This window comes from Vibrio sp. 10N.261.52.C2 (assembly GCF_041471425.1).
Classification (GTDB): Bacteria; Pseudomonadota; Gammaproteobacteria; order Enterobacterales; family Vibrionaceae; genus Vibrio; species Vibrio crassostreae_C.
This window is the reverse complement of the sequence record NZ_JBFROH010000016.1, coordinates 145,529-164,009: the sequence shown is the minus strand read 5'-3', so window position 1 is coordinate 164,009 and position 18,481 is coordinate 145,529. Positions and strand designations below refer to the sequence as shown.

General features: G+C 45.2%; 13 protein-coding genes. 9 read left to right on the top strand and 4 right to left on the bottom strand.

The window, feature by feature from the left end; genetic code table 11:
* Nucleotides 1-251: 251 nt before the first annotated feature.
* The 3 genes from AB4307_RS06400 (at nucleotide 252) to AB4307_RS06390 (ending at nucleotide 4,734) form a co-directional block, all read left to right on the top strand.
* Complete coding sequence (locus tag AB4307_RS06400; protein WP_372131455.1) at nucleotides 252-1,949, top strand: chitinase; 1,698 nt, start codon at nucleotides 252-254, stop codon at nucleotides 1,947-1,949.
* Between the two features lie 274 nt (nucleotides 1,950-2,223).
* The gene (locus AB4307_RS06395) at nucleotides 2,224-3,774 is read left to right on the top strand and encodes a Na+/H+ antiporter NhaC family protein (RefSeq protein WP_372131453.1); all 1,551 of its coding nucleotides are present in this window, start codon (nucleotides 2,224-2,226) and stop codon (nucleotides 3,772-3,774) included.
* Between the two features lie 366 nt (nucleotides 3,775-4,140).
* Complete coding sequence (locus AB4307_RS06390; RefSeq protein WP_010440610.1) at nucleotides 4,141-4,734, top strand: acetate uptake transporter; 594 nt, start codon at nucleotides 4,141-4,143, stop codon at nucleotides 4,732-4,734.
* 144 nt (nucleotides 4,735-4,878) lie between these two features.
* On the opposite strand, the gene AB4307_RS06385 is transcribed toward AB4307_RS06390, so the two are convergent.
* The 4 genes from AB4307_RS06385 to AB4307_RS06370 all read right to left on the bottom strand — a co-directional run bounded on the left by AB4307_RS06385 (nucleotide 4,879) and on the right by AB4307_RS06370 (nucleotide 10,303).
* Complete coding sequence (locus tag AB4307_RS06385; protein WP_017059732.1) at nucleotides 4,879-6,426, bottom strand: alanine/glycine:cation symporter family protein; 1,548 nt, start codon at nucleotides 6,424-6,426, stop codon at nucleotides 4,879-4,881.
* Between the two features lie 456 nt (nucleotides 6,427-6,882).
* Complete coding sequence (locus AB4307_RS06380; protein WP_136974080.1) at nucleotides 6,883-8,253, bottom strand: MBL fold metallo-hydrolase; 1,371 nt, start codon at nucleotides 8,251-8,253, stop codon at nucleotides 6,883-6,885.
* Between the two features lie 147 nt (nucleotides 8,254-8,400).
* Nucleotides 8,401-9,168, bottom strand: coding sequence for a 1-acylglycerol-3-phosphate O-acyltransferase (locus tag AB4307_RS06375; RefSeq protein WP_372131451.1), 768 nt, complete (start codon nucleotides 9,166-9,168; stop codon nucleotides 8,401-8,403).
* 196 nt (nucleotides 9,169-9,364) lie between these two features.
* Nucleotides 9,365-10,303 (bottom strand): hypothetical protein, encoded by a 939-nt coding sequence (locus AB4307_RS06370; protein WP_048658812.1) that lies wholly within the window; start codon nucleotides 10,301-10,303, stop codon nucleotides 9,365-9,367.
* Nucleotides 10,304-10,573: 270 nt separating this feature from the next.
* Here AB4307_RS06370 and AB4307_RS06365 point away from each other — a divergent pair, with 270 nt between their 5' ends.
* The 6 genes from AB4307_RS06365 to AB4307_RS06340 all read left to right on the top strand — a co-directional run bounded on the left by AB4307_RS06365 (nucleotide 10,574) and on the right by AB4307_RS06340 (nucleotide 18,455).
* Nucleotides 10,574-12,286 carry a class I SAM-dependent methyltransferase gene (locus AB4307_RS06365; RefSeq protein ID WP_372110122.1) on the top strand — a complete coding sequence of 571 codons (1,713 nt, stop codon included), beginning with the start codon at nucleotides 10,574-10,576 and terminating at the stop codon, nucleotides 12,284-12,286.
* Nucleotides 12,287-12,344: 58 nt separating this feature from the next.
* Complete coding sequence (locus AB4307_RS06360) at nucleotides 12,345-13,073, top strand: DUF429 domain-containing protein (protein ID WP_372104493.1); 729 nt, start codon at nucleotides 12,345-12,347, stop codon at nucleotides 13,071-13,073.
* Between the two features lie 81 nt (nucleotides 13,074-13,154).
* Nucleotides 13,155-13,964 (top strand): M15 family metallopeptidase, encoded by an 810-nt coding sequence (locus AB4307_RS06355; RefSeq protein ID WP_372131449.1) that lies wholly within the window; start codon nucleotides 13,155-13,157, stop codon nucleotides 13,962-13,964.
* Between the two features lie 305 nt (nucleotides 13,965-14,269).
* The gene (locus tag AB4307_RS06350; protein ID WP_372131447.1) at nucleotides 14,270-16,150 is read left to right on the top strand and encodes an ATP-dependent zinc protease family protein; all 1,881 of its coding nucleotides are present in this window, start codon (nucleotides 14,270-14,272) and stop codon (nucleotides 16,148-16,150) included.
* Between the two features lie 237 nt (nucleotides 16,151-16,387).
* The gene (locus AB4307_RS06345) at nucleotides 16,388-17,452 is read left to right on the top strand and encodes an HlyD family secretion protein (RefSeq protein ID WP_017059741.1); all 1,065 of its coding nucleotides are present in this window, start codon (nucleotides 16,388-16,390) and stop codon (nucleotides 17,450-17,452) included.
* Nucleotides 17,442-18,455, top strand: a complete 1,014-nt coding sequence (locus tag AB4307_RS06340) for a DUF2955 domain-containing protein (RefSeq protein ID WP_017059742.1) — start codon at nucleotides 17,442-17,444, stop codon at nucleotides 18,453-18,455. Before AB4307_RS06345 ends, AB4307_RS06340 begins: the two co-directional genes overlap by 11 nt.
* Nucleotides 18,456-18,481: the final 26 nt, after the last annotated feature.

The window sequence follows — 18,481 nt, the reverse complement described above, 5'->3', positions numbered from 1 at the left end:
TTGATTATATTGATTCATTACATTAAAGGCTTATGAGCAATACCTCGAAATCAAATGAACAATAACTAGAAACCAATTGAGTTGGAAACTAGATATCAGCTCAAGAAACCATGAGACGCTTTGTTGTGCTGAGCCATGTATCAAAAAGATCACTCGCACTTTTTATAAATTCACACAGCTACAGCTAGGCCATTCCACATGTGAAGCATACTCTTTGATGGACTTATTAAGGACAGATAAGAGAATCCATCATGTTAAAAATCAAATATTTGGCGACAGTACTGGGCTGCACATTAGCAGCGCAAAGTCATGCGTCTTTGAACATTCAACCTGATCCGCAAAACCCGAATGGTTACCTTGTTGAAAAGTCGGCTCTACAAGCTGCTGAACAAGCGAAAACATCCGATCCTATGTATGCGATCTGGTCACAGGCCCTTCAAACTCGCCCGAATACAATCGTTGAAGCGATTGAACCCGGTTCCCCCTCCAACCCTGAAAACGTAAAGCGTGTAGAGCGCGTGTTCCCTCAATCGGAATGGGACTTCCTCACTCAGATGGCAGCGCCAGAATACACCTACACTCGCTTCTTACGTGCGATCGGTAAATTCCCAGCGTTCTGTGGAGAGTACACCGATGGCCGTGACTCCGATGCCATCTGTAAGAAATCCATCATCACGGCCTTTGCTCACTTTTCACAAGAGACGGGTGGGCACATCGCGATAGGCAACACCTCTGATAATCCATTAGCTCTAGAAGAGTGGCAGCAAGCGCTGGTGCATGTTCGCGAAATGGGTTGGTCTGAAGGCCAAGAAGGTTACACCACAGGTTGTGGTCAGAATGATTGGCAGAATGCCCGTTGGCCTTGTGCGGCAGGGCAGGGTTACTTCGGACGTGGTGCTAAACAGCTTTCTTACCATTTTAATTACGGCGCATTCTCTGAAGTGATGTTTGATGGTGACGCGACGGTGCTTCTCAACAATCCGGGCTTAGTGGCGGATTCTTGGTTGAACTTAGCGTCTGCTATCTGGTTCTTTTTAACACCACAAGCGCCTAAACCGGCAATGCTGCATGTAATTGACCGAACATGGACACCATCTCAACGTGAATTGGATGCGGGTATTGGCTATGGCTTTGGTACCACAATCAACGTGATCAATGGTGGTATTGAATGTGGCGAGCAGAACAAAGACAAAGGCCAACCCGTTAACCGTATTCGTTATTGGGAAGGGTTAGCAGCGCACTATGAAATTCCGGTAGAAGCGGATGAAGCCAATACTTGTTGGCAGCAAACGCCTTACGGAAGCTTGAATCTCAACGGAGCAACGGATGTGTTGTACACCAACTGGGATGGTAACTGGAAATACTACGCAGACCGCCCAGAAGGTTACTCATTTGAGTGTGAGCTAGTGGGCTTTCAAACTGCTTATTCCGCACTGGTGGCTGGCGATTACGAGAAGTGTGTGACCAACTTTTATGGTTCTCATGCGAGCTGGCCTGAAGTGAAAGTGGTCGATAAGCTTGATCCGGTAGACCCTGGTACTGATCCGGGTGGTAACGGTTGGAGTGCGACCAAGGTTTACAACGCGGGTGACCAAGTTACTCACAACGGTGCAACCTACGAAGCGAAATGGTGGACACAAGGGGATGACCCTGCCAATGGCGGCCCTTGGACATTGATTGCTGGAGAGCCAACACCACCGGTAGTCACCGATCCCGCGCCTGTTGATCCTGCTCCGGTAGACCCAACACCAGTTGAACCACCTGTGACAGAACCGCCAGTGGTTGTCGATCCATCTGAATTTATTACGTGGCAAGCCGGTGTTAGCCAAGTGAGTAATGGCGATAAAGTGACGCATAACGGTAAGTGCTTCGTGGCTAAAAACGGCCCAGGTGTTTGGGAAAGCCCAGTTCAATCGAATTGGTTCTGGGATGAAATCAGCTGTAATTGATAGTCTGAATACTGAAGAGGTGGCCTAAGTTACGAGCTCAGTAGTACGACCATAGCGATATAAATAATCAAAAGCCGAAAGTTTCTACTTTCGGCTTTTTTCCGTTTCGAACTTGGCTATTTAAGCAGGGTGATTGGTCTATTTGGCTATGTTGAAGCGCATTTAAAGACTAATTATCCAGTTAGAGGATAAAGTTCTGTACAAATGATGCTTGTGAATTTATATTCAAATTTAATTTATATTTATTCTCTTATTTTAGGGTTAAGGTGTACCTATGGAGCAGACAGATATCACGTCACTCATCCCCATTGTGATTACTTTGGTGTTGTCGTTGGCGACAAGGAATGTGGTGATTGGCCTTTTTGCTGGCGTGCTGAGTGGTGTTGCGATGCTGACTGGCATGTTTAGCGAACTTAACCCGCTTGATACGTTTGGTACCATGGTTAAAGGTTACCTAGTCCCTCAGCTTACAGATAGCTACAACGCTGGCGTGATTATGCTGTTGGTGTTCATCGGTGGTTTTGTCGCTTTGATGGAAAAGTCGGGTGGTGGTGTTGCGTTTGCTAAGCGTGTGACTCAGTGGGTAAGCAACAAGTGCCAAGCTCAATTGTCTGCGTGGTTTGGAGGAATCGTGATATTTTTCTCTGACTTAGGTACTCCGTTGATTGTTGGTCCTGTCTTTCGCCCTCTTTTCGATAAACTGAAACTTTCTAGACAGAAGTTGGCATTCATCATCGACTCTACATCATCACCCGTCGCGATCCTTATCCCTTTTATCGGGTGGGGCGTGTATATCATGAGCCTGATTCAGAAAGAGTTTACGGCGTTGAATGTCAATATGTCTGATTGGGATGCGTTCATCGGTGCGATTCCTTTTCAGTTCTACGCATTCCTCGCGATTTTCATCGTTCCGCTCGTGTCCGTTAAAGGTTTAGATTTTGGGCCAATGGCAAAAGCTGAGCGTGATTGCCAGGCGGGAATTAACTCTGGCGTGAATAACGAATCACTAAATCCGTTCTCGCATAAAAATGCAAAGGCATCTTTTGTCTGGGCACCATTGTTAGTGATGCTGGTGGTGTTGTGTGCCATGCTGGTACCACAAGGTTTCCCGTTCCAAAAGGTCGCAGGTTCATCATTTAGAGCGGCGTTATCATCGGCTTATTTCTTTGCGGCGATTACATTAATTTCGTTAATGGCTTACTACGGTGTAAGAAAGTTGTCTGATGGTGTTTCTGTGTACTTAAAAGGCATGGGAAACATGATGCCAGTCGCGATCATCTTGGTATTGGCTTGGGCATTAAGCACCGTTGGTAAGGAGTTGGGTGCGGCAGCTTATATTGCTGAGCAAGCACAGAGCGGCTTTCCATATTGGTTAGTACCTGCGGTCGCGTTTTTATTATCGGCTATCATTTCATTCGCAACGGGATCGTCGTGGGGAACCTTCGCGATAATGATGCCATTGGTCATTCCAACCGCTATTGCGATCGATGCGCCTTTATTAGTCGCGATCGGTGCTGTGTTATCGGGAGGGTTATTTGGTGATCACTGCTCGCCGATCTCTGAAACAACCATTCTTTCCTCAACAGGTGCAGGGTGTGATCAATTTGAACACTTTAAGACTCAGCTTCCTTATGCGTTGATGAACGGCTCTATCGCTTTGGTTAGTTTTGTAGTGGCTGGCTTTACTGGAAGTGCATTGGTTGTGCTGGGCGCTCTTGTTGCTCAACTTATCCTTGTGACTCTGTTAGCTAAACGCGATGCGAGTAAAAACGCTTCTTCAGAAGTTCAATCTCAAGTGTCTGATTCTAAAGCTCAACAAGCGTAATTTAAGATTACAAAAGAGGGGCGAGAGTTAATGAATCGATACGGGATACGAGTAAACGAGTAGCGAAGAGCTCGCCCTATGTTGCCTACGTTTGCTATTAAGGGGGCGCTTACTCGAATCTAAAGACTTTTTTCGTATCTCGCATCTCGTTACTCGCATCTTTTTCATAGCGCGACAGGGAATTTGTTCATTTATAGGTTCTATGAATTAATTAGCGTTGTTATGAAACTAATTTTCCATAAGATCATTTACACAATCTTAGTTTTCGATAACTGGATTACCTAGTTGTACGGTTTATAGATTAAAATTTTCTGACAACTTTTATTGTTTTTTTTTAATCAACCACTTTAATAAGGTAAATTCGCAATGTCGACCAAACTAGCTAACCCAGCGCCACTAGGCTTAATGGGTTTCGGTATGACCACTATTCTTCTTAATATCCACAACGCAGGTTTCTTTCCAATCGATTCAATGATTCTTGCTATGGGTATTTTTTACGGTGGTTTGAGCCAAGTTATCGTGGGCACAATGTGTTTCAAACGTGGTGACACGTTCGGTACAACTGCGTTTACTTCTTACGGCCTATTCTGGTTGTCTTTGGTTGGTTTAATCGTGATGCCTTACATGGGTCTACCTGCAAGCCCTGCTGCATTCATGGGTTGGTACTTACTACTATGGGGCATCTTCACAGGCTTCATGTTCATCGGTTCTCTATGCTACCCAGTTGCGAAGCAAGTAGTATTCGGTTCACTGACTATCTTGTTCTTCCTACTTGCAGCTCGTGATTTCACTGGCAGCGAACTAATCGGCACTATCGCTGGTTTTGAAGGTATCTTCTGTGGTGCTTCAGCTATCTACTTTGCAATGGCACAAGTAATCAACAACGAATACGGCCGCACAGTACTGCCTATCGGTGAGAAGAAAGCACCTCAAATGGCAACACAAGAAATCGCTGCTTAATACTCTAACTCGGGAACAGTTAGTTTGTTATAAGCCGTTTATTTGTTATGAATAAAACAAAAGGGGTTAGCCGAAATGGCTAACCCCTTTTTTATGCGTTATTAATAGCGCGAGTTAAAGCGAGCTATTTGTTAAGGCACAAGCTTAAGCTGAAGGTTGCTCTACAGGTTTAGTGTCTGCAGCTTCTGCTTCTGGAGACTTGCCTGTTTTACGCTTGTACTTCTCTTCCCAGTAAGTCGCACCTTTAATGCCTAGTTTTACAGGGTTGAAAGTGTACTCAGTCACACCTTGTTTCTGCTGTTCTTCGTAGTCAGCTAGAGCTTTAAGCGCAGGCTTAGACATGAAGAAGATAATCAGAATACCAACGATGTTTAACCATGCCATCAAACCAACACCAACATCACCCATTGCCCATGCAAGGTTAGCTGTTTTAACTGTACCATAGAAAACTGCAGTGATAAGAACAAGCTTAAGTACGAACATCATGCCAGGGATCTTGATGGTACGACGTAGGTAAGCAATATTCGTTTCTGCGATGTAGTAGTAAGCAAGAATCGTTGTAAATGCGAAGAAGAACAGAGCAAATGCGATGAATGGCTTACCAATGCCTGGTAGTGCACTTTCAATAGCAAGCTGTGTAAACACAGGACCATTCGCACCGATGTTTGCTGCTAGGTTCTGAACAAGGAACACGCCTTCAGCGCCGCCGTGAACGTTGTAAGCACCAGTGATGATGATCATGAACGCTGTAGCAGAACATACTAGAAGTGTATCGATGTAGATAGAGAACGCTTGTACCAAACCTTGTTGAGCTGGGTGATCAACACTTGCAGCTGCTGCCGCGTGAGGGCCAGTACCTTGACCCGCTTCGTTTGAGTAAACACCACGCTTAACACCCCAACCAATTGCAGCGCCGAAGCCTGCCATAGGTGTGAATGCATCGCCGATGATCATTGCGAAAACCGTTGGCACTTGGCTGATGTTTAGCAGAATGATAACGAACGCGATGATGATGTAAGCCAATGCCATGAAAGGAACAACGATCTGTGTGAAGTTCGCAATACGTTTAACACCACCAAAGATGATGAAAGCAAGGATGATAGCAACAACAGTACCGGTGAAAATTTTAGCGAAACTGAATGTACCGACAGCTGTTTCAATCATGTCACCTGAACCAAATGCAGCTTCTACAGCATTACCAATACTGTTTGACTGAACACCTGGAAGCAAAATACCACATGCAAAAATAGTCGCGATTGCGAAGATCCATGCGTACCACTTCTGACCCATTGCTTTTTCAATGTAGTAAGCCGGACCACCACGGAACTGGCCTTCGTCTTCTTCTTTGTAGATTTGCGCTAGCGTAGATTCTGCATAAGCAGTCGCGGCGCCAAAGAAGGCTACAACCCACATCCAGAATACTGCACCTGGGCCACCGAAACCGATAGCGGCAGCAACACCAGCAATGTTACCTGTACCTACACGGCCAGATAGCGAAACGGCTAGAGCTTGGAAAGACGAGATGCCTTTTGATGAGCTTTTACCCGATAGTAGCAAGCGCCACATTTCAAAGAAGTGACGGATTTGAACAAATCGAGTCATGATGGAGTAGAACAAACCTGCACCTAAACATAGGTAGATAAGTACTGGGCTCCAGATTATTCCATTCAAAAAATCAACGAATGACTGCATGAGTATTTTCCCTGTTAGTTTTGCTTATGATTGTTTTTCGAACAACACAATACTTCACTTGTAACCCAAGTGTTAAATTATTTAACTGCCTATTAGGATTACTGTGACATAAAGCAAGTTATAGAGGGTGTTTGTTAATGCTTAGTGCTAATTCGATAATCGTTCTATTTAATTACCTATGCAACTGGTTGTGTTTTTCTGGTGTTTTGCAAAGTGAATAAATAGTGATTAATACAGAAAGGGGATCTTGAGATGCGCATAAGAAACGAAATTGCGCAAAACAGCGGTTAAAGCCGCTTAGCATAAACGGCTGACATATGGATGGTGAGATAAGTAGCTTGGAATATATCACCTACATTGGGTGAGCTAGCAGGTCTAAGAGACTATGGCTTTTGAAGGTTTGATAATTGAGGCTTTAATATCTACCTAGTAAAAGTTGTTAATTTGATGCCTGTTTCAAACAACCACGAACCCTCGCGCCTGTAATTCTTTAGCGAATTCAGACTGAGTATTTGGCTCGCCATGAATCAAATGCACCTCTTTCGGTGGCGTCGCGATGCCTTCTATAAATTGGTAGAGGTCCCCTTTATCAGCATGGGCAGAATAGCCAGACATGCCATGAATTTGAGCATTAACCTCAACGTCTTTGTTATCAATATAAACCTGCATTTCCCCTTGTTGCAGCTCTCGTCCGAGCGTTCCGTGCGCTTGATAGCCAGCTAAAATTACATCGGTTCGTTTATCGGGAAGCAAGGCGGATAAGTAGTTCATTATCCTGCCACCCTGACACATCCCAGAAGCTGCGACCACAATCGCAGGTTCACCTGTCGACTTGAGGCGATTCACGATTTTCTTGTGCATTCTATGTCCATCAACGGTAATGCACTGCTCAAAAGCGAGTGGGTGGCGTTTCAGTTCAAGACGCTGCTTTGCTTCTTGTCCCCACAACTCTTTAAAACGTCGGTATGAACGCGTCACTTTTTGAGCCATCGGAGAATCGAGAATAATAGGAATATCGCTACTGAGTTGATGCTCAAAGATCAGGTGTTCGATATCAAAAAGCAATTCCTGCGTTCTGCCGATACTAAATGCCGGAATTAGAATAACGCCACCGTCGAGCAGTGAACGATCAATGATTGCTTTGAGACGCTCAGCTCGCGTAGCAATATCATCATGTGTACTGGTGCCATAAGTGGATTCGATAAACAGATAGTCGGCTTGTCGTGGTGGCTTAGGATCGGGCAGTAGTGGTGTGTTACTTGGGCCCAAATCGCCAGAGAAGACTACCACCTCTTGGTTGGGTAACTTAATCTCGATATAGGCAGAACCTAAGATGTGCCCCGCAGGTTGAAAGCGAGCATACAGAGTATTTGGCCTATCATGATCCTTTCCGTTGTTTTGCTGTTTAGACGTGATTGGAAACCATTCCCCGTAAGGCTTGGGAGCAATTAACGAATGAATCTTTTTGAGTATCAGCTTCGACTGTTTATTGCTGAGTCCTTGCAGCTTTAAGCCATCCTCAATCATTAAAGGGGCAAGTTCAGCGGTGGCTTGCGTGCAATAAATCGGTTGGTTAAACCCACTGGCGAGTAACCAAGGTAATCGGCCAATATGATCAATGTGAGTATGGGTCAGCAGCAGAGCGTTGAGGTGGGATGTTTCAAATTCAATATCAAGAGGGCGAGTGTCCGCACCTTGAAGCTTTTTACCTTGAAGATCTAAACCTTGAAAAAGGCCACAATCGATGAGCACCGCTTGGCCTGAATCTCTTAGCTCGTGACAAGATCCTGTGACAGTATGTTTGCCACCATGGTGAATCACTTCCATCGTTTGCTCCCATTGCTCTATAAAGCCGTTAACGCCTGTTTTTATTTTGCGGATAAGCGCCAGCAAGTAAAACAAGAACAATGAGAGTTGCGATCGTTGAGTGTCTTTTTAAGTAACTGAGCGATGACTCAGTGGTTTCGTTGCGAGTTAGTTCGTAGAAGAACGGTCTGAATCCAACTCTGTTTTTTGCTGCGCCTCTAAACGAGCCACTTCGGCATCAAGCTCTGCTATTTTCTCTGCCATGAGTGCGTGACAGCAATTGGCCAACTCTCTCGCATCGCTAAGCTTGTATCCGGATACATCGATAGGTTCCAACATCTCGGTGATCACAATGCCATTATTGGCACGATTAAAGTCGATCTTATTGTGCGTGGTGCTAGTACACATCGGGGTGATAGGCACACCAGCTTCAATTGCCATTCGGAAAGCGCCTGTTTTGAATGGCAGTAGTCCACGCCCTTTACTACGGGTTCCTTCCGGGTAAACCCAAACAGACAGATCTCTCTGATGAATCGCTTCCGCCACTTGCTTGATGGTATCGCGTGCTTTGGATTTGTCTTCGCGGTTAATCATGATGTTACCGGTGATCCAATACAGCAGGCCAAAGAAAGGCACGTACAACAAATCGCGTTTGCCCAATGAAACAGTGCGTGGTCTTAGCATTCCTGGATCGGTCACAAAATCCAATATGCTTTGGTGGTTAGAGATGTAGACGCTGTTTTCTGGTGTCGGGGCATTGTCTAGGCCGCGTTGCACCAGTTTTACACCGATGATCTTTTGGAGTTGGTTGAACCAACGACAGAAAACGTACACATGCTTGGGGTTCTTGGGGCTAAACAAGCAGTAAACAAAAGCACATAGAGTGGTGAAAATAATAAACACCGTAGCCAAAATAATACGAAGAACAGCAAGCACAATTCACTCCTTACTCACCGCAGATGGCAGTGATTAAATAGTTTTAGATGCTTGAAGTTTTCACTCTATTTAACCGAATTGCAACAATTAACTGTTATAGGGTTCTGTTTTTAGATCTTTATATAAAACAAGGACTAACAATGGGTGTTTGACACGATTATCGAGCTTACACGTGTTCACCAGTAGCGAGGCATGTTCACCAATACTGTTTATTTGGATCCGATTTTTCTACCCATTCAGGATCTTGACGCGATTCCAAGTAGAGTTGTAGGCCGTTATAAGACATGAAAGCTGCAGGGCCGCCGAGGTGTTCGAAATAGTCGAAATACTCATCTTCGAGTGCACATAGGTGGGCCAAATCTTCAACCTTGTTAGCTAACGCCCATTGAATGGCAAATACAGGCGCAACTGAGCCTGAAATATTCACCTCTTCGACGTTTGGGTTAAACATTGAATTAGCTTGCTCAAGCAGTATCTCTTCTTGTTCAGACTCTTGTTGTAGTACCTCTTCGACGATCTCCGAGCGCTTGGTATTAGAGACACTTTTGTTCAGCTTAGCGATTCGCAGTGCGTAGCTAAATCGGTCTGATGAAACGATGTCGACAAGCTGCGACAACAGCTCTTTGTCTACGCCTGCAGCCTTGGTGAAATAGTCTATACACGAATTGATTGAGGCATAACGAGTACCGTCAAACTCAAAGCCACTGGTTTCGTCGTATACCTCAAGTGGGATGTCATCAACCGACAAAGGCCAGCCTTTATAATCGACGCGTTGCTTGGCGATTTGATACATTTTCCACGCGCTGCGCCCAAACCCGCCAAGTGTCGAGCCCGAGAAATCAGAATCAATAAGTTCTTGCTCTGTCCAGTTCTCACCGATGCCAAGGTGCTTAGCGTACTTGTCTATCAGAGTGTGTTTTATCTGATCGCGCACAGACCAAATTGAGGTCAGATTCTTTGAATAGTTAATTCTCGCACACTCATTACAAGCCGGCAGTGCTATCGGTGAATGGCCAATCTTGGCAACAGCCTGCGCTGTCTTAGGGAATTCAACAAGGTTACTGGAAGGTTCACCACAAAACCAACAGGTGTGGCGCAGGTTGAATGGGGTATCTATGTGTGAGTATGTGTTCATTAGTCTTTATCGGCTAGGTGCTTTAGGCGAGTTAATCATCTTCAAACAATTATCTCTGTTCGCACGTCAGCTTGCACCTTGTTTGTTTTTGTTTTTCTGACGAGATCAATTCGAGGTGTGACTCGCCTGATGAACTCATTAGGTGGATATTGATATAAAACAGTCACTAACGATAAATGCTGATTGGTGTGGCTGAACTTACATGAGCTGCTAGCAATCGCCTAAGCTCCCCATTACTATTGAGATAGACTCCTTACTCCAATAGCGCATATGTCCTCATCGATTCCTTTTTACGATAAAAATGCTCACACACTTTGCCAGCAGTACAACTCAGTGACGTTCGAGACGGTGCATAAAAGCTGGCAAGCTTATTGGCCTTTAGAGGGCGATAAAGTATTAGATGTCGGTGCTGGGAGCGGTCGTGATGTGCTATGGATGCACAAAGCCGGAGCTGATGTTATTGCGATAGAACCAAGTGCTTCATTACGCGAACAAGGCTCGAAATATACAGGCCCAAGTGTTACCTGGATTGATGATTCACTTCCCTCGCTTAGCCGCACTGAAAACCTCGGAATGCGTTTTGACTTGATATTGGTCAGTGCTGTGTGGATGCACCTTGCACCGTCATATCGAGAGCGAGCATTCAGAAAGTTATCTAACTTACTCGCTCCAAATGGCAAATTGGTGATTACCCTACGTCACGGAGAGTTTCATGACGACCGAGAGGGTTATGAGGTCTCGGTTGAAGAGCTTGAGCGTTTGTCGAAGAACAGTGCTTTGTTGGTGCGTCATGTTGATAACAGCCAAGACACCTTGAAGCGCTGTGAGGTTTGGTGGCAAACCGTGGTGATGACCTTGCCAGATGATGGCTCCGGTGATTTGAACAAGGTGCGCCACATTATTGTGAATGACAACAAGTCGGCCACATACAAGTTGGCTTTGTTGAGAACATTACTGCGAATTGCTGATGCGCATTCAGGCGCTGTGATTGATCGAACTGATGGAAAAATTTCTCTACCAGTGGGCTTGGTTGCTCTGTATTGGGTTAGGCAGTTTAAGCGACTGATTGATATCGACATAGAAGGCGCAGGGATTCAGCAAAATAGCAACACAACGAAGGGACTTGGGTTTGTAAAAGAGGATGGGTGGAATAAACTCAAACACTTAAGTGCTGATGATCTAGCGATAGGCGCTATGTTTCTCGGCGATGAAGCTAAGGCTCTACAAAAGCTATTTTCACAAACGATCAGCACCATTAAATCAGGACCTGTGACTTTCATTTATCAAGGCTCGAAAGACAACCGACTATTCGATATATACCCACCTCACAAACGACGGAAGAGCCGAGAATCACTGGTCATTGATAGTGAGTTCTTAGAAAGTTTTGGTTATTTTACTCTCGATGAAAGCCTGTGGGAGTGCTTTAGAATCTACCACTCGTGGATTGAACCGCTGGTGGTGAATCAATGGGTCATGGAGATGCAGCGTTTCGAGTTGAACCGACAGCGAAGCATTTCACTACAGACTTATCACGACTGCTTGGTATGGATCGATCAAAACCATGATACTCGCGATGTGCGTAAACGTGTCGAGCAACTTAGATCTGATCGTGCCGACATTGTCAGCGTGTGGAGTGGAAAATCATTAAAAAATGAGTATCACGTTGATCACTGTTTGCCTTTCGCTTACTGGCCAAACAACGATAAGTGGAACCTCTTTCCTACTACAAGCAAAGAGAACTTAAGTAAAAGTGATAAAGTTCCTACGGCTGAAAAGCTGCGCTCGTCTAAGTCGAGGATTCTAGAGTGGTGGCAACTCGCTTGGAACGATTCGGCTCATTTTGAACAACAATTCTTTTCAGAAGCCGCGCTTTCGTTACCTAACATCCCTGCGCAGTGTCGAGACTTTGAAGAGGTGTTCGATGCAATGGGCTTGCAGGTACGTGGTGTAAAAAGCAGACTGCTGATTAGTGAGTGGCACTGATCATTAAGTGGGCTAGTTATCCCAAATAACCCTCAACAAACTAATCATCGAGAACATAATGAAATACATCGGAATTGATGGCTGCAAGTCGGGTTGGATCGCTTGGATTGTCTCTGACAATGAGATACCTGCGTTTAAAGTGGTAAACACCCTCGATGAGCTAGCGAGTGATCTTATCGGTTCAACGGCGCTTATCGACATGCCTATTGGCTTTAGCGATTCGCTTACTCCAGATAGATTATGCGATAAAGCGGCAAGACGTTTTCTAACCAGCAAGCGTGGTTCTTCCGTGTTTCCTGTTCCGTGCCGTGAGGCGGTTTACCAAACTGATTACATTGCGGCGTGCAGTGCCAATGTGGATCAGCTTGATAAGAAGTTTTCTAAACAGACTTGGGGAATAGTGCCCAAGATCCGTGAGCTTGATGAGCTCATTGAATCTCACCCCAGTCTTTCTATCAGGGAATCACATCCTGAGGTGGTGTTTGCAGCTTTGAAAGGTGAACCGCTAGCGTTTTCAAAACGAACTCAAGAAGGCAAAGAGGAACGGCTTTCTATTATTCAGCAACTCGCCCCTCAATGGTGTGAAGGCTTGTCGTTGGCCATTTCAAATACTAAACGCAAAGACGTCGCGATAGACGATATTTACGATGCGTTCGTACTTATGTTGGTTGCCTATTACGCTTCGCAATTATCGACCTTACCAGAGCCTTCTGATGTTGGTGGAGAAGCGGATGTCGACCAGAATGGACGAGTTCGAGAGATTGTCTATTGGGATAAAACGCGCTAACAAAGCGTGCGCTCAACTTGGCTTAATATGCTATTTTCCAACTTCTGCTACTTTTCACTCTTACTATTTTGAGTTTTTGATATGAAACGTTTTATTGTCGGCTGTCTGGCCACTGTGCTCAGTTCAGTGAGTTATGCCCAAGTTGCCCCTATATCTCAATGGCAATGCGACATGATGAAAAAGAACAATGTCTTGAGTAGTGGTGCGCCCGTTGGTTGTGAGCGACTATCCAAAGTGGATTTCGATTTCATTAGTTTCAAAGGGGAAACGCAACAGGGCAATATGATCGTGCTTGATGTTATTGCGCCTGCTGTTGAACAAATCTTTTCAGAGCTCAAACAGCGCAATTTTCCTCTTCATTCCGCTCGCCTAATGCGTGAATTCAGAGGTGATGATAGCGCCTCAATGGATGCGAACAACAGCAGCGCCTTTAACGCTCGTCCTATTACAGGCGGAGGAGGTTGGTCGAAACATGCCTATGGTGTGGCAATCGACATCAACCCAGTTCAAAACCCTTTCTTAGAGTTTGATAGCAACGGAAGAATCACGGTAAAGCCTTCACAATCTGCGACTCGTTATGTGAACCGTACTCGTTTTCGTGCTCGTGATGAAATTGAACGCCGCGGCATGGCTGAAGATGTGGTGGAGCTGTTTGCCCATCACGGATTTATGATCTGGGGAGGGGATTGGAATAGCCCAATCGATACTCAGCATTTTGAGGTTGGATCAAGAAAGTTCGTTAACCAACTGCTCTCTAAACCACAACCTGAAGCCGAGGTGTTATTTGAGCGCTACGTCAAATCTTATCGACAGTGCTATCTCAAAAATAAAGGTGAGGACGCAGAAAAAGCTCGAGCTATCTGTGCAAAGAAAACAGTCGGGACTTTTTAGTGCTATGTTTATCTAGAACCGTTTGTGTTTTAGCAAGTTAAACTCGCTTCAGGTGTGTTTTGAATAGCTAAGGTCAGCGCTCGTCGTTGGCCTTTTTTGTATTCATTTCTTCAATAGAACACCGAGCATTGAAAAGGTTATTGGGTATCCATTAGTCAATAATCGATAAGCGAATGCAGCGCAAAGTCATCGGTTTGTCATTTAAAAACTCATAGCGTTAACGTTATGTGAGAACCATTGCTGGTGGGGGAACTCTTCGCGCAAACGCCAGTATTATTAGTGAACTGATCACAACGGACCAACTAATGAAAAAGATACCTTTGGCTCTAACTCTTTTAAGCACTCTACTTTTTTCACAATACACTTTGGCTACTGACACTTCACCTACCACTCAAAATCCCACTTACGAACTCGATGGTAAGGCGGTATTAGGCCGTACAGAGAACGTGTACCTCTCTAGTGTTCAAGGGCTTAAAGACGTTCCTTTCATTGGTAAAATTGATACCGGTGCGGAAACCACTTCTATGCATGCTGAAGACATTCATGTGAAGAGCTCTAATCCCGATTACCAAAATCTCAAAGACCAAGAGTTGATGGCGGCGTTAACCGAAGACCTGTTGAACAATTCCGATGTTGATTACGATGATTGGGATGGCAGTACCTTTGCGAAATATGAGGCTGTGGTGTCTTTTAAGGTTCAAAACCCGCGGACGGGAGACATGGTATTAATCGAAGCGCCTTTAGAGCGTGTCAGCATGATACGCAGCCGCACCAGCAGCACGCCTTTGCATCGCCCTACCGTAAAAATGTCGCTCACCATTGCAGACCAAGAGCTAAAAACCGACGTTAACCTGACCGACAGAAGCCACTTCTCTGCGCCAGTGCTGATTGGTAAAACCTTCCTTGCGGATAACGCGCTGGTGTTTGCAGGTTATGACTATTTACAAGAGCAAGAGAACGCGACCGTTGTTGGCCGAAAAGAGGTGGTGTCTATCTCTGGAATGGCGATGAACGCGACCTTCTCATTAAAAAATCGCTACAGCATCCTTCATGCAAAAGACATCGATATAGATAAGAAGAACAGTGAAGTGACGTTTGATATGTTCGACAACGACGGCAAGCAAAAAGAGATGACATTGCCGTTGGTTCGTATGTTAAGCGTGAGCGGTAAGAAGAGACCTTTGGTGTATGTGCCTGTTCAACTCGATGAAAACACGACTAAAGACGTTCTGGTGTACCTACGTGAGCGCTCGAGTAGTGAGTCGCAGTTGAGATTTGGAACCAACACCGCCAGCGAACTCTTCATGATTGACACCAGTGCTGAGAATATTTTATTAGAAGGTTCAGAGAACTTTAGTGATGTGGCTGAGTCTGGTGAGCCTATGATTATCTCGCCGGAAGAGGACATCACCCTAGATGACTTCCCGCTTAAGGCTGTGGCTTCTTTCACTGTCAATACACCTTTGCTGAAGGTCGACAGTTTTGAAATGACAGGTAAAGGCAAAGATGCTTCCGTTGAATTTTATCTTACGGATGTAAATGGTGAGAAGCAGAAGGTGACCAAGCCAATTATTAAGAAGCTTAAAGTCGGGGATGATACTCGCCCTGTTGTAAGTGGTGAGTTTGCGGTGTCTGGAAAAGTGCGTACGCAAGAGTTCGCCATCGACGTGCTCAATACAAATGAGAAAGAAGCGTACTTTATTTTAGGCAAGAAGATGGCAAAAGAGGGCGTTTACGTTAATACGCGTTCTGATTACCTTCTGAAAGCCGAACCACTGTTTAAAGTTGGGCATATTGAAGTAGTAGAAGTGAACGGCATGAAGTTCCCGGCCAAGCTCGACACTGGTGCGGATGTAAGCTCAATGAACGCAGTCAACATCAAACGATTTAAGAAAGATGGGCAAGACATGGTGAGCTTTACCTATCAAAACAACCAAGGCGATAAGCAAGATTTCACCAAGCCAGTGATTGATGTAATGCGTATCAAAGCCAAGAAAGGCGAGAAGGTGAACATTCGCCCTGTGGTAGAAATGAAGGTTAAGCTCGGAGACCTAGAGAAAGAGGTGAGGGTAAACCTTCAAGACCGTTCTCGCTTCGAATACAGCATGATCCTAGGTAAGAACTTCTTGAAGCACGGCGCAGTAGTGAGCAGCGATGAAGATTACTTGTTAGGTGATATGGAGTAACCCCTAAACTTATCTAAGTTCGTAGCAGAACAGATCTAAACAGCCACACATTTCATTAATGGGATGTGTGGCTTTTTGTTGATTGTTAATTGTTGCCGTGACAATATTTCAAGTAATCGTTTGTTTTTACTCAAGAGACAGATCGACTAGACTACAATGAAGTGGAATTCACTTTAATTTTTAAAACATCGTATTCGGCAGGCGAGTAAATCGTGCTGTCGGATCGAGAGAGAGAGCATGTCAAAAGCAGAAAAATCTTCGCGTAAGCTTAGTTTAATTATTATTTCGGTTATTTTAGTAGTGTGGCTTTACAGTTTGTGGGCCGACCGCGTCACACCAATGACGGGGATCGCCCGTGTTCACTCTTATATTGTGCGTATTGCTCCTGAAGTTTCTGGCAATATCACGTCTGTGCAAACTGAAAATAATCAGGTCGTTGAAACGAACCAAGTGTTGTTTGAAATTGATGCTCGAAACTATCAGATCAGTTTGCGTTCCGCTGAAGCGAATCTTGCTCAAGTAGGCCAAAATATTGGCGCAAGCACAGCGGCGGTTAACGTTGCACAAGCGAAAGTGACCGAGGCGGTTGCGGCTCGGGATAATTCTCGAGAGCAAGCGAGTCGAGTGAGTGAACTCGCCAGTAAAGGGCTGGTTAGCCGCTCTGAATTAGACAACGCCATAGAGAATCGTGATCGTGCTGAAGCGTCATTGAAAGCCGCAGAAGCCTCTTTGGTTCAGGCAAAACAAGCGTTAGGGCCAGAAGGGAGTGATAATCCACAAGTGTTGGCGGCGATTGCAGCCCTTGAGCAGGCTCAGCTCAACTTACAGAAAACCCAAGTGATGGCTCCTTCTCATGGCGTGGTGAGTAACCTACAACTGACGGTAGGCCAGCGAGCAACCGCAGGCTCACCTGTTTTGACCTTTGTTGATCCGCGAGAGGTGTGGATATCTGCGTTATACAGAGAAAACTCGCTAGAGCATATACAAGTCGGGCAAAGAGTTGAGATCGTATTGGATGCGTTACCGGGGCGAGTGCTATACGGCACGGTTGATAGCATTGGTTGGGGAACGGGTGGCAGCAATAGCACTGACCAAGAGACTGGCTTTTTAAATTCAGACACCAATTCTATTGCCGCGCAGCGCTACCCAGTCAATATTGTGTTTGATCATGGTGAGGTTCCAAGCAACATTCGTTTTGGTTCACAAGCCACAGTGGCTGTCATGACAGAGCAAAGTACCCCAGGTGAGTGGCTTGCTCAGCTTTGGATGAGAATTCTAAGCGTGTGGACTTATGTTTCATAGCTCAGCTAACTCCATTATTCGATTGGTGTTACTGCCGCTTTCGCTATTGTTCTACCATCAACAAAGTGGGCAGATGCTCGCTGTTTTGTCGCCCATATTTGTTGTGATGTTCATGACATTGATGCCATCCAAACCACCGATTAATTTAATATTAAAGGTGATTGTTGCATTAATCTTAATCAGCTTTGGTGTGGTGTTTTTTGGTAGTGTATTGGTCGATTCGCCAACCGGTTTTGTCCTCTATTGCTGGCTATTGCTGTTCTGGAGTTATCAGCGTAGCCATCAGAATACAAAAGATATCATCGCGACACTGACCATTATCGTGGTCATCGTGATGGTGGTGGTCAACAAGCAGATGCATCTCCCAATGGCGGGATTGCCCCTATTGTTCTTTGAAAAGCTGGTGATAGCTTTGATCGTCACTTACTTGGGGTTCTGGTTGTTCCCGGGGGATGAAGTGAATGTCCTTCCGACTGCGGCCGTTTCCGATGCGCCCACTACTGGTGACTATATCATGGTTGCATTTAAAGCGACCGCGGTTGTGGTTGTGCTGGCGATTTTGGTAGGAAATTCGGTGTCACAAACGATGTTGATTGCGATTACGCTTGGCAGTATGTTGAAAAGCCCATCGAATCACGACCACCGTACATTCAGCCGAAACAAGCTTGTCACCACTGGCGTTGGCATTCTGTTTACGTTACCTGTGATGATCATGATGGTGTCAGGCGCTCCAATCTTGGTTATTTATGGCGTGAGTTTGGTGTGTGGTTTGCAACTTGCGTGTTTTGCTATCAGGCGGCAGGCGAATCTGACGATTTATCAGCTCTTGTTTACTAATTTTACGACCTTGGCTTATCAGATCATCAGCCACCCAGGATCTGCGTCCCTCTCGGCACAAATGACACGTCTATTTGCCATTGTTTGTGCAGTCATGGTTGGCGCAGTGGTACTGGGCTTTCTCAGCAGTAATACTAATCATAGTCATACCGATCACAGTAAGTGATTAATATTTATAAGTAATAATAAGGG

Excerpts from the sequence above, each read along its gene's own strand:
- AB4307_RS06380 (WP_136974080.1), bottom strand. The coding sequence starts at position 8,253 with ATGGAAGTGATTCACCATGGTGGCAAACATACTGTCACAGGATCTTGT.
- AB4307_RS06345 (WP_017059741.1), top strand. The coding sequence starts at position 16,388 with ATGTCAAAAGCAGAAAAATCTTCGCGTAAGCTTAGTTTAATTATTATT.
- AB4307_RS06370 (WP_048658812.1), bottom strand. The coding sequence starts at position 10,303 with ATGAACACATACTCACACATAGATACCCCATTCAACCTGCGCCACACC.
- AB4307_RS06360 (WP_372104493.1), top strand. The coding sequence starts at position 12,345 with ATGAAATACATCGGAATTGATGGCTGCAAGTCGGGTTGGATCGCTTGG.
- AB4307_RS06395 (WP_372131453.1), top strand. The coding sequence starts at position 2,224 with ATGGAGCAGACAGATATCACGTCACTCATCCCCATTGTGATTACTTTG.
- AB4307_RS06390 (WP_010440610.1), top strand. The coding sequence starts at position 4,141 with ATGTCGACCAAACTAGCTAACCCAGCGCCACTAGGCTTAATGGGTTTC.
- AB4307_RS06365 (WP_372110122.1), top strand. The coding sequence starts at position 10,574 with ATGTCCTCATCGATTCCTTTTTACGATAAAAATGCTCACACACTTTGC.
- AB4307_RS06350 (WP_372131447.1), top strand. The coding sequence starts at position 14,270 with ATGAAAAAGATACCTTTGGCTCTAACTCTTTTAAGCACTCTACTTTTT.
- AB4307_RS06400 (WP_372131455.1), top strand. The coding sequence starts at position 252 with ATGTTAAAAATCAAATATTTGGCGACAGTACTGGGCTGCACATTAGCA.
- AB4307_RS06385 (WP_017059732.1), bottom strand. The coding sequence starts at position 6,426 with ATGCAGTCATTCGTTGATTTTTTGAATGGAATAATCTGGAGCCCAGTA.
- AB4307_RS06340 (WP_017059742.1), top strand. The coding sequence starts at position 17,442 with ATGTTTCATAGCTCAGCTAACTCCATTATTCGATTGGTGTTACTGCCG.
- AB4307_RS06355 (WP_372131449.1), top strand. The coding sequence starts at position 13,155 with ATGAAACGTTTTATTGTCGGCTGTCTGGCCACTGTGCTCAGTTCAGTG.